We start from the raw sequence: 12023 nt of genomic DNA, 5'->3' as shown, positions 1-12023 counted from the left end.
AAAACCATGAACTGGAAAACAACGACAGCCGCCATCGGGTTGGCGCTGCTCGCAACGACGAGCCTGGCCCGCGCCGATGGCGAGCTGAACATTTACAATTGGGGCAACTATACCAGCCCCGATGTGATCAAAAAGTTCGAAGCCAAATACAACGTCAAGGTGACGATCACCGATTACGATTCCAACGATACGGCGCTCGCCAAGGTACGCCAGGGCGGCACCGGCTTCGACATCGCCGTTCCGTCGCAAACCTACGTGCCGATCTGGATCAAGGAGGGCCTCGTGCAGGAGACCGATCCGGGCAAGATGGAGAACTTCAAGAACGTGGCGCCGGAATGGGCCAATCCAGACTTCGACCCCGGCCGCAAATATTCCGTGCCGTGGGCGCTGGGCACCGTCGGCGTTGTCGTCAACACCGATGCCTACAAGGGACCAGCCGACAGCTGGGGCATCATCTTCAACACGCCGGACGAGCTGAAGGGCAAGACTAATGTCGTTCCGGAGATGAATGACGTTATCTTCGCGGCGATCAAATATGTCGGCGGCCAGCAGTGCACCGACGACAAGACGGTGCTGAAGAAGGTGCGCGACACGCTTGTCGCGGCCAAGCCGAACTGGATCGCCATGGAATACAATACCATCGAAAAGATGGGCGCCGGCGACTTCAAGGCGACCAGCGACTGGAACGGCTCGGCGCTACGCCAGCGGTTGGCCAATCCGGCCATCCATTACAATTATCCGAAGGAAGGCTACGGCCTGTGGAGCGATAACGTCGTCGTTCTCAAGGAAGCCAAGAACGTCGAGAACGCCAAGCTGTTCCAGAACTTCATCATGGATCCGGAAAACGCGGCCGGCCTCTCGGCCTTCCATCGCTACGCAAACGCCATTACCGGCTCGGACAAGTACATGCCGGCCGACATGAAGGATGCGCCGGAAGTCGTCATTCCGGAGACTGCGAAGGCACAAGGCGAATTCCAGAAGATGTGCGCGCCTGAGATCCAGGACATCTACACCAAGATTTGGACCGAACTGCAGAAATAACCGCAGTCTGACAGACCCGGCGGCATCCGCCGCCGGGTCTTTTCTTTTCCGGAACGGCTTTCATGGACTCCTATCGCAACAGCGATCCGCGGCCGTCGATCATGCGGGGCTCGCCGCCTCAAATGGTGCTGCCGAAGCTCGACTGGGACCGGCCGCCATGGAATCGCTGGGCCTTCCAACACATCCGCGAATTCCTGCCGACCATCGAGGTCTGGCGCGGTAATGGCCATCGCCATCGTCTTGAGCGCGCAGAGACCGATCTCGACGCGCTGCCGGTGGAAGACAGCAAGGGCCGTCCGACGACGCTCGTTGGCCTGCTCGACGAGACCTACACGGACGGCTTCCTGGTGCTCAAAGACGGCAAGGTCGCCTATGAGCGCTATTTCAACGGCATGGCCGAGCGCACGCTGCATCTGTCGCAGTCGATGGCGAAGTCGGTAACAGGCACCGTGTTCGGTATTCTGGTTGGGCGCGGCTTGATCGACCCGGCCAAACCGGTGACCGCCTATCTGCAGGAGCTCGGCGCGACCGGCTGGGACGGCGCCAGCGTGCAGCATGTGCTTGACATGACGACGGGTGTTCGCTTTTCCGAGGAATACACCGATCGCTATTCCGATATCGGCCAGGTCGATGTCGCCACCGGCTGGAAGCCGGTGCCGCCGGACATCGATCCGGATTTCCAATGGCCGCCGCATCTGTTCGAGTTGATCCTGCAGCTGAAGGACAAGGTGCGGCCGCATGGCGCCGCGTTCGAGTACCGCTCGATCGAGACCGACGTGCTTGCCTTCATCATGGAGCGGGTCACCGGTAAACGGCTGGCGCAGCTGGTGTCCGAGGAGCTGTGGCAAAAGCTCGGCGCCGATGAAAGCGCTTGCTTCACGGTCGACAGCGCCGGCTATGCGCTGGCCGATGGCGGCTTCAACGCGACGCTGCGCGATTACGCCCGCTTCGGCCAGCTGATCCTCGACAAGGGCCGCGGCATCGTGCCGGCCGACTGGATCGAGGCGACGCGCAACGGCAGGCATGGGCCGGATTTCAATCCGAGCCTGCCCGAAGGCAGCTATCGCAACCAGTTCTGGATCGAAAACCCGCGCTCACGCGCGCTGATGTGCCGGGGCGTGTTCGGGCAGATGATCCATATCGACTGGGACACCGGCATGGTCGTGGTCAAGCTTTCGACCTATCCGGATTTCAGCAATGTCGCCTATTCGGTGGCAACGCTGAAGGCGGTGCACACCATCGCCATGGCGCTTGGTTGACCCACAACAAATCACCCTCTGAGGAAACGTTCATGACCGGCAAGACCGCGTTCGAGACCCGCTACGGCTTCGCCCGCAATGAGGTGCTGCTCTCCAACTGGCGCGAAAGCCCGTTCAACCGCTGGTCGTTCCAGAACCTTGGCGAGCTGGTGCCTACCGCCCCCGTGGCGGCGACGCCGGGAAGCGTCGAGGCACCGATGCGGGACCTGAGCGGCCTGCTCGGCGAAAACGTCTCCGTCGCCGGCGCGCCGGAGACGGTGGCCGAATTCCTCACACGTTCGAGCAGCGACGCGCTGACGGTGATGAAGGCTGGCAAGGTCATCGGCGACTGGTTCGCGCCCAATATGGATTTCGGCGCCCGTCACATCATCTTTTCGATCAGCAAATCGGTCACCGCGATCATCGCCGGAATACTGGAAGGCGAGGGCGTGTTCGACCCGGAAGCGCCGGTGACCCAGTACATTCCGGAAGCCGCCGGTTCGGCCTATGCCGATGCAAGCTGCCGGCATGTGCTCGATATGAGCGTCAGCCTCGACTTCGAGGAGGCCTATCTCGATCCCGAAAGCGCCTTTGCCCGTTACCGTCGCGCTACGCTGTGGAATCCGGGCGGCGGCACTGAAAGCTTGCGCGAATTCATTCTGACCTTGCAGCGGCTCGAAGAACCGCACGGCAAAACCTTCCGCTACCGTTCGCCCAATTCCGATCTGCTCGGCCTGTTGCTCGAACGAGCTTCCGGCCAGCGCTTCCCGGACCTGATGCGCGAGAAACTGTGGCTACCGCTGGGTGCTGTCAGCGAGGCTTCGATCGGCGTCGACATGGAAGGTACGGCGCGCACCGCCGGCGGCATTTCGGTGACGCCGCGCGACCTGGCGCGTATCGGCGAGATGATGCGGCAGGGCGGCACGGCCAATGGCCGCGGCATCGTGCCAGAAGGCTGGGTGCGCGATACGACCGTTGCCGGCGGCAGCGCGGAGGCCTGGCAGCGCGGCACAATGGTGCATCTGTTCCCAAAGGGCCGTTACCGTAACAAATGGTACCAGACGGGGGCGGCAAACGGCGCCTTCTGCGGCATCGGCATCCACGGCCAATGGCTCTACGTCAACCCGAAGACGGAAGTGGTGATTGCAAAAATGGGGTCGCAGCCGGTGCCTGAAGATTATCCGCTCGAACGCGAGATCGTTGCCTTTTTCGAGGCGCTGAGCGGGATGGTCTGAGGACGAGCCAAAGCAAGGCGCTTTCCTGTGGACCTCTTTGACGCTTGAGAACACTGCGGTTGGCGGGACGGACATCAGCGCCTATGGTCGCCGCTCTTTGCGACAGGGACCAGCATGGCAGCAGACAGCAAACGCATCGCATCCATCATCGCGGCAGAGATCGGGGCGCGGTCGGAGCAGGCATCGGCAGCTATAGGGCTGCTCGATGAGGGCGCGACGGTGCCGTTCGTGGCGCGCTACCGCAAGGAGGTCACCGGCGGGCTCGACGACACGCAATTGCGCGACCTTGCCGAGCGGCTGGCCTATCTGCGCGAGCTCGATGCGCGGCGCGATACGATCCTTGGTTCGATTCGCGAGCAGGGCAAGCTGACCGACGAACTTGAGGCCAAAATTGTGGCTGCCGCCACCAAGGCTGAACTGGAAGACATCTACCTGCCCTACAAGCCCAAGCGCCGCACCAAGGCCGAGATCGCCCGGGAGCGCGGGCTGGGGCCATTGGCGGAGGCTATTTTGGCCAACCGGTCGTTGGTGCCCGCCGAGGCGGCGCTGGCTTATGTGACCGAGGATGTGGCCGACGCCAAGGCCGCACTGGAAGGCGCACGCGACATCCTGTCGGAACAGTTTGCGGAAAATGCCGATCTGGTCGGCAAATTGCGAACCTACATGAAGGAGCGCGCTTTCATGCGTGCCCGTGTCGTCGACGGTAAGCAGGAGGCCGGGGCGAAATTCTCCGACTATTTCGAGCATGTCGAGCGCTGGGCCAATGTTCCGAGCCACCGTGCGCTGGCCATGCTGCGCGGCCGCAACGAAGAGGTGTTGTCGCTCGACATCGAGGTCGATGCCGACGATGCCTCGCCGGTGAAGCCGGTCGAGCGGATGATCGCCAACGCCTACGCCATCGGCGGCAGCCTGCCGGGCGACCGCTGGCTGATGGAAGTCGCCGGCTGGACCTGGCGGATCAAGCTTTCGCTGCACCTGACGCTCGATTTGATGCGCGACCTGCGCGAGCGGGCGGAGGAAGAGGCGATCCATGTCTTTGCACGCAACCTCAAGGATTTGCTGCTGGCAGCGCCCGCCGGATCGCGGCCGACCATGGGGCTCGATCCCGGCATCCGCACCGGCGTCAAGGTCGCGGTGGTAGATGGCACCGGCAAGGTGCTGGCGACGACGACGGTCTATCCATTTCCGCCGCGGAACGATGTGCGCGGCACACAGGCGGAGCTCGCCAAGCTCATCCGCCTGCACAAGGTCGAGCTGATCTCGATCGGCAACGGCACCGGCAGCCGCGAGACTGAAAAGCTGGTCGCCGACATGCTGTCCGATATGCCTTCGGATGGCGGGCCGAAGCCGCTCAAGGTGATCGTCAGCGAAGCCGGCGCCTCGGTCTATTCGGCCTCGGCGACAGCGGCGGCTGAGTTTCCCGGGCTCGACGTGTCGCTGCGCGGTGCGGTGTCGATCGCCAGGCGCCTGCAGGACCCGCTCGCCGAACTGGTCAAGATCGAGCCAAAATCGATCGGCGTTGGCCAGTACCAGCATGATGTCGACCAGTACCGGCTTGGCCGCTCGCTGGAGGCGGTGGTGGAGGACGCGGTCAATGCCGTCGGCGTCGATCTCAACACTGCCTCGGCGCCGCTTTTGGCCCGCGTGTCAGGCCTGGGCGCGTCGCTTGCCGATGCCATTGTCGCGCATCGCGATGCGACCGGGCCGTTCGCCAGCCGCAAGGAGCTGCTCAAGGTAGCGCGGCTCGGACCGCGCGCGTTCGAACAGTCCGCAGGCTTCCTGCGCATTGCCAATGGCAGCGAGCCGCTCGACGCCTCGTCGGTCCATCCGGAAGCCTACGGCGTGGCCAAGAAGATCGTAGCCGTCTGCGGTCGCGATGTGCGCTCGCTGATGGGAGACAGTGCCGCGCTCAAGGCGCTCGATCCGCGCGTCTTCGTCGACGAACGGTTCGGCCTGCCGACGGTGCGCGACATCATTGCGGAGCTGGAAAAGCCCGGCCGCGACCCGCGCCCCGGCTTCAAGACGGCGACCTTTGCCGAGGGCGTCGACGATATCAAGGATCTGAAGCCCGGCATGCTTCTCGAAGGCACCGTCACCAATGTCGCGGCCTTCGGCGCCTTCGTCGATATCGGCGTGCACCAGGACGGGCTGGTGCATGTCTCGCAACTGGCCGATCGTTTCATCAAGGACGCGCATGAGGTGGTGAAGGCGGGCGATGTGGTGAAGGTGCGGGTCGTCGATGTCGACATCAAGCGCAAGCGCATCGCGCTGTCCATGCGCAAGGACGGCGGCGAGGGCGGGACGCCGAAGGGGCCGCGCGACAATGGCGGCGGCAAGCCGGCGCAACCTTCGCCGATGCCGCAGCGTCAGCCGGAAGGACCGGCACAGCAAGGCGCGTTTGGCGCAGCACTGGCCGATGCCTTGAAGCGGAAGTAGCCTCGAATGGTTCCTTGCAATCCCATCCTTGTGTGGAGATACGCGCGATATGGCAAGTTTCGAGAAAGTGAGTGTCCAAGAGTTGGGGCGTCTTTGGGACGAGGGCATGGCGAGTGGCAGTTCGGTCGATGGAGACCAGGCTTTCGCCCGGATCAAAAGCAAGCTCGATGCGAAAGTTGCCGAACGCAAGTCGCAAAAACGCTGCGCTTCCAGCCGGAAACCGAGTCGATGAAGCGGCAGTAGCTACCAGGCCAGAACGGCCGGTTCCTTCTCAACCTGGCCCAGCAGCCAGTCGCGAAAGCTGACGACGGGCGGGTGGCCGCGCTTGTCGTTCGGGACGACGAGGTAGTAGGCGCTGCGGCTTTGCATCGGCTGTCCCGGCGCCTGCACGAGCTGACCGCGCTGCAATTCGCCGGCGATAAGAACTTGCGGCAGGAGCGCGACGCCAAGCCCCGCCATGCAGGCTTGGGCAACGGTGCCGAATTGCTCGAACTGCATGCCGGGTCCGATCGGTGCGCTCAAGCCCTGTTCCTCGAACCATTCGCCCCAGGCCCCGGGACGCGTCGCCATGTGCAGCAGCGGCAGGCGGCTAATGTCGGCCGCCGTGGTGATATCGCGGCTGGCAAGGAAGTCTGGCGAGACCACCGGCATTACGGTCTCGCGCATCAGAAGCGTGGAGTCGGCGTCCGGCCAGTCGGGCTGGCCATGATGGATGGCGGCGTCGAGCCGCTCGCGGGCGAAGTCGAAGCGGCCGATGCGGGTGACAAAGTTGATGGTGATGTCAGGGTTTTCTGCGACGAAATCCGGGATCAGCGGCATCAGCCAGCGCGTGCCGAAGGTCGGCAGTATGGCGAGGTTCAGCATGCCGCTATGCCGATTGCTCATCAATCCGAGCGCGGCGTCGCGCAATTGCCCGAGTGCCGCCCGCACGGCTTCGGCATAGATTTCGCCCGCCGTGGACAGCCGAACATTGCGGCTGTCGCGCTCGAACAGCCGGCGGCCGAACTGTTCCTCCAGAAGGGCTATCTGGCGGCTGACGGCCCCTTGGGTCAAATCGAGTTCCTGGGCGGCAGCGGTGAAGGAGCCAAGGCGGGCCACGGCCTCGAAGGCGGCAAGGGCGCTGGTGCTGGGCAAAAGCCGGCGTTGGACGTTCATGATCCATTACTAAACCTCATTGATCGGTGATGCAATTTTGTTTGATTTTTCCGAAGCGAAGGCGGATAAGCCCGAGCACTTCAAGATTTTGGGAGAGAGCGAAGCCATGGCCGCCGACAAGAACGCGTTCGTTTGGGAAGACCCCTTCCTGATCGAGAACCAGCTTTCCGAGGATGAGCGCATGGTGCGCGATGGCGCGGCCGCCTTTGCCGCCGACAAGCTCGCGCCGCGCATCGAGGAGGCCTATCTCGAGGAAAAGACCGATGCCGGCATCTTTCGCGAGATGGGCGAGGCCGGCCTGCTCGGCATCACCATCCCTGAGGAATATGGCGGGCTCGGCGCCAATTACGTCACCTACGGGTTGGTGGCGCGCGAGGTCGAGCGGGTCGATTCCGGCTACCGGTCGATGATGTCCGTGCAGTCGTCGCTGGTGATGTATCCGATCCATGCCTATGGCTCGGAAGAACAGCGCAAGAAATTTCTGCCTAAGCTGGCCTCGGGCGAATGGATCGGCTGCTTCGGCCTGACCGAACCGGATGCGGGTTCCGATCCCGGCGGTATGAAGACGCGGGCCGAGAAGACCGCGAACGGCTACAGGATTTCCGGCTCGAAAATGTGGATATCCAACGCGCCGATCGCCGATGTGTTCGTGGTCTGGGCGAAGCTGAAGGGCGACAACGGCAAGGACGAAATCCGCGGTTTCGTGCTGGAGAAGGGCATGAAGGGGCTGTCGGCGCCGAAGATCGGCGGCAAGCTCAGCCTTAGGGCCTCGATCACCGGCGAGGTGGTGATGGAAGGCGTCGAAGTCGGCGAAGACGCGCTGCTGCCCAACGCCAGGGGCCTCGGCGGCCCATTCGGCTGCCTCAACCGGGCCCGCTACGGCATTTCCTGGGGCGCGATGGGCGCCGCCGAGGATTGCTGGCACCGGGCCCGGCAGTATGGACTCGACCGCAAGCAGTTCGGCAAGCCGCTCGCCGGCACGCAGCTGTTCCAGAAAAAGCTCGCCGACATGCAGACCGAGATTGCGCTCGGCTTGCAGGGCTCGCTGCGCGTCGGGCGGCTGATGGATGAAGGCAAGATGGCCCCGGAAATGATCTCGATCGTCAAGCGCAACAATTGCGGCAAGGCGCTCGACATCGCGCGCCAGGCCCGCGACATGCATGGCGGCAACGGCATCCAGATCGGCTACCACGTCATGCGCCACGCGCAGAACCTGGAGACGGTCAACACCTATGAAGGCACGCATGACGTGCATGCGCTGATCCTTGGCAGGGCTCAGACGGGGATACAGGCGTTTTTCTAAAGCTGTGCCGATGTTCAGGTGAGGCCGGCCTGCAAATGGCCGATGCCTGCGCTTCCGGTGCTCGCGTACGAAAAGTACGCTCTGCTCCGGTTCTCGGTATCAGCCATTTTCGACTCGGCCTGACCTGAATCTCGACACAGCGTAGCCGGCTTCGGCTGCTTAATTTAGGTGCAGCGCAACATCTCTGCTTGGAGAATGGCCAATAGATGTGTCAGGGTTCGGCTGAAGAAACGCCGATCTCCGGGGCCCCATGGCAATACTGGCAGCCGTCTACCACCTGACCCATTACAAATATGACCGGCCGGTGGTTCTCGGGCCCCAGGTCATCAGGCTGCAGCCGGCACCGCATTCCCGCACCAAGGTGCTCAGCCATTCACTGAAGGTCGGGCCGGCGAACCACTTCGTCAATCTGCAGCAGGACCCCTACGGCAATTTCCTGGCCCGCTTCGTCTTCCCGGAACCAGTGACGGAATTGAAGATCGAGGTCGACCTCGTCGCCGACATGACGGTCTACAATCCGTTCGATTTCTTCGTCGAACCATCGGCCGAGACCTTCCCGTTCGAGTACCCCGAAGACATCAGGGACGATCTCGCCATCTACCGCACGCCGGAGCCGGCGGGGCCGCTGCTGTCTGCTTTCCTCGCAACCATCGACCGTAGCGCCACCAACACCGTCAACTTCGTCGTCGACCTCAATGCGCGGCTGCAGCGCGAAATCGCCTATATCGTGCGGATGGAAACCGGCGTGTTCTCGCCGGAGGAAACGCTGGCCGCGAAAAAGGGATCGTGCCGGGATTCGAGCTGGCTGCTGGTGCAAATCCTCAGGAATCTCGGCATCGCCGCTCGTTTCGTCTCCGGCTATCTGATCCAGCTGAAGCCCGATCTGGTCGCGCTCGATGGCCCAGCCGGGACCGCCGTAGACTTCACCGACCTGCACGCCTGGTGCGAGGTCTATCTGCCGGGCGCCGGCTGGATCGGCTTCGATCCGACGTCCGGCCTGCTCACCGGCGAAAGCCATGTGCCGCTGGCGGCCACGCCGCATTTCCGCAACGCCGCACCCATTTCCGGCATGGCGAGCTTCGCCAATGTCGAATTCGGCTTCGACATGCGTGTCGACCGCATCGCCGAACATCCGCGCATCACCAAGCCATTCTCGGACGAAAGCTGGCAGGCGCTGGATGGGCTGGGCAACAAGGTCGACGCCGCACTTCAAGCGGGCGACGTCAGGCTGACCATGGGCGGCGAGCCGACCTTTGTCTCCATCGACGATTTCGAGTCCGCCGAGTGGAACACCGCCGCCGTCGGCCCGACCAAGCGCGAAAAGGCCGATGCGCTGATCCGTAAATTGCGCGAACGCTTCGCGCCGGGCGGCTTCCTCCACTACGGCCAGGGCAAATGGTATCCGGGCGAGAGCCTGCCGCGTTGGACCTTCTCGTTGTATTGGCGCACCGACGGCCAGCCGGTGTGGAGCGATCCGTCGCTGATCGCACACGAAAAGAGCGATGCGAAGGTCGGGCCGCAGCAGGCGGAAAACCTGCTGACGGCAATCGCCGGCGAACTCGGCATCGACAAGGCGATGGTCAGCGAGGCCTATGAGGACCCGGCCGAATGGCTGCTCAAGGAAGGCAAGCTGCCCGACAATGTCGATCCGTCCAACTCCAAGCTGGAAGACCCGGAAGAGCGCAGCCGCATGGCGAAAGTGTTCGAGCGCGGGCTGACCAGGCCGTCCGGCTACGTGCTGCCGGTGCAGCGCTGGAACAGCCAGGCTTCGGACCCGCGCTGGCGCTCGGAGAAGTGGAAGACACGGCGCGGGCGGCTGTTCCTGGTGCCGGGCGATTCGCCTGTCGGTTACCGCCTGCCGCTGGGCACGCTGCCCTATGTGCCGCCGGCGCAGTTCCCCTATATTGTGCCGGTCGATCCGTCACTGCCGCGTGGACCGCTGCCGGCGCGGGAAGCCATACTGCCAGAACCGGCTCCGGCCGAGCTGGAAGGCGCCGACGAGATGGCACGACGCCAGCAGGCGATTTCTTTCACGGCGACGACCGGCCAGCAGGATAGGGTCGAACAGGAGATCACCGAGATCGGCGGCGCTGTGCGTACAGCACTTTCGGTCGAGCCGCGCGATGGCAGGCTGTGCGTATTCATGCCGCCGGTCGAGGCGCTGGAAGATTATCTCGAACTGGTCGCAGCCGCAGAAAACGCGGCCAAGGCGATCGGCCTTCCCGTGCATATCGAAGGCTATGGACCGCCGCACGATCCGCGCCTCAACGTCATCAGGGTGGCACCCGATCCCGGCGTCATCGAGGTCAACATCCATCCGGCTGCCAACTGGCAGGACTGCGTGGCGACGACGACGGCGATTTACGAGGAAGCACGGCAGACACGGCTTGGCGCCGACAAGTTCATGATCGATGGCCGCCACACCGGTACCGGCGGCGGCAACCATGTCGTCGTCGGCGGCGCAACGCCCAATGACAGCCCGTTCCTGCGCCGGCCCGATCTGTTGAAGAGCCTGGTGCTACAATGGCAGCGGCGCCCGTCGCTGTCCTATCTATTTTCCGGCCTGTTCATCGGCCCGACCAGCCAGGCGCCGCGCTTCGACGAGGCGCGGCACGACTCGCTTTACGAACTCGAGATCGCGATGGCGCAGGTGCCGCATCCGGGCCAGGGCAACACACCGCTGCCTTGGCTGGTCGACCGACTGTTTCGCAACCTGTTGACCGATGTCACCGGCAATACGCACCGCTCGGAAATCTGCATCGACAAGCTGTTTTCGCCCGATGGCCCGACCGGCCGGCTTGGGCTTGTCGAGTTCCGCGGTTTCGAGATGCCGCCCAATGCGCGCATGTCGCTGGCGCAGCAATTGCTGGTGCGCGCCATCATCGCCCGTGCGTGGAAGAACCCGCTTGATGGCCGCTTCGTGCGCTGGAGCACCTCGCTCCATGACCGTTTCATGCTGCCGCATTATGTCTGGGCGGATTTCCTCGACATGCTCGACGACCTCAAGCTCAACGGTTTTGAATTCCGGCCGGAATGGTTCGATGCCCAGCTGGAGTTCCGCTTTCCGTTCTGCGGCGAAGTCCAGCATGCCGGCATCAAGCTGGAACTGCGGCAGGCGCTGGAGCCGTGGCATGTGATGGGTGAGCAAGGCGCCATCGGCGGCACTGTGCGTTTCGTCGACTCCTCGGTCGAACGGCTGCAGGTCAGGACCGAAGGCCTCAACCCGGACCGTCATGCCATTGTCTGCAATGGCCGAATCGTGCCGATGAAGGTCACCGACAATCGCGAGGTCGCGGTGGCCGGTGTGCGCTTCAAGGCCTGGCAGCCTTCGTCGGGCCTGCACCCGGCGCTGCCGGTCAACACGCCGCTCGTCTTCGATATCTACGACCGTTGGTCGGGGCGGGCGGTGGGCGGCTGCGTCTACCATGTCGCGCATCCAGGTGGGCGCAGCTACGACACCTTCCCGGTCAACGGCAATGAGGCTGAGGCGCGGCGTCTCGCCCGCTTCGAGCCGCGCGGCCATACGCCGTCGGCCTATGTGGTGCGCAATGAAGAAGCCTCTGAAGACTTCCCCATGACCCTTGACCTCAGGCGGCCAGCAAGACTCTGATCAGC

8 protein-coding genes are annotated in these 12023 nt (G+C 63.5%); 7 read left to right on the top strand and 1 reads right to left on the bottom strand.

All coding sequences use genetic code 11. The features are described 5' to 3' along the window. Positions 1-6 precede the first annotated feature (6 nt). The 5 genes from NLY36_RS08995 to NLY36_RS08975 all read left to right on the top strand — a co-directional run bounded on the left by NLY36_RS08995 (position 7) and on the right by NLY36_RS08975 (position 6182). Complete coding sequence (locus NLY36_RS08995; RefSeq protein ID WP_023735013.1) at positions 7-1041, top strand: ABC transporter substrate-binding protein; 1035 nt, start codon at positions 7-9, stop codon at positions 1039-1041. Positions 1042-1103: 62 nt separating this feature from the next. Next, on the top strand, positions 1104-2300 hold the full coding sequence (locus NLY36_RS08990; RefSeq protein WP_023735012.1) for a serine hydrolase domain-containing protein: 1197 nt from the start codon (positions 1104-1106) through the stop codon (positions 2298-2300). Positions 2301-2332: 32 nt separating this feature from the next. Further along, positions 2333-3514 (top strand): serine hydrolase domain-containing protein, encoded by a 1182-nt coding sequence (locus tag NLY36_RS08985; protein WP_023735011.1) that lies wholly within the window; start codon positions 2333-2335, stop codon positions 3512-3514. 114 nt (positions 3515-3628) lie between these two features. Then, positions 3629-5950 carry a Tex family protein gene (locus tag NLY36_RS08980; RefSeq protein ID WP_023683462.1) on the top strand — a complete coding sequence of 774 codons (2322 nt, stop codon included), beginning with the start codon at positions 3629-3631 and terminating at the stop codon, positions 5948-5950. A 49-nt stretch (positions 5951-5999) separates the two neighbouring features. Next, the gene (locus NLY36_RS08975) at positions 6000-6182 is read left to right on the top strand and encodes a hypothetical protein (protein ID WP_023671771.1); all 183 of its coding nucleotides are present in this window, start codon (positions 6000-6002) and stop codon (positions 6180-6182) included. 11 nt (positions 6183-6193) lie between these two features. Here the strand turns inward: NLY36_RS08975 and NLY36_RS08970 are convergent, their stop codons facing one another. After that, on the bottom strand, positions 6194-7105 hold the full coding sequence (locus NLY36_RS08970; RefSeq protein ID WP_286439811.1) for a LysR family transcriptional regulator: 912 nt from the start codon (positions 7103-7105) through the stop codon (positions 6194-6196). A gap of 106 nt (positions 7106-7211) precedes the next feature. Between NLY36_RS08970 and NLY36_RS08965 the strand changes: the two genes are divergently transcribed. Both NLY36_RS08965 and NLY36_RS08960 read left to right on the top strand, forming a co-directional pair. Then, positions 7212-8408 carry an acyl-CoA dehydrogenase gene (locus NLY36_RS08965; RefSeq protein ID WP_023735009.1) on the top strand — a complete coding sequence of 399 codons (1197 nt, stop codon included), beginning with the start codon at positions 7212-7214 and terminating at the stop codon, positions 8406-8408. Between the two features lie 250 nt (positions 8409-8658). Next, the gene (locus NLY36_RS08960; RefSeq protein ID WP_023735008.1) at positions 8659-12018 is read left to right on the top strand and encodes a transglutaminase family protein; all 3360 of its coding nucleotides are present in this window, start codon (positions 8659-8661) and stop codon (positions 12016-12018) included. The last annotated feature ends 5 nt before the right edge of the window (positions 12019-12023 follow it).

The sequence above is a fragment of the Mesorhizobium sp. C399B genome, assembly GCF_030323185.1.
In the GTDB taxonomy this organism is placed as follows: domain Bacteria; phylum Pseudomonadota; class Alphaproteobacteria; order Rhizobiales; family Rhizobiaceae; genus Mesorhizobium.
Note: the sequence above shows the minus strand (reverse complement) of the source record. Positions and strands in the feature narration are given on the sequence as shown.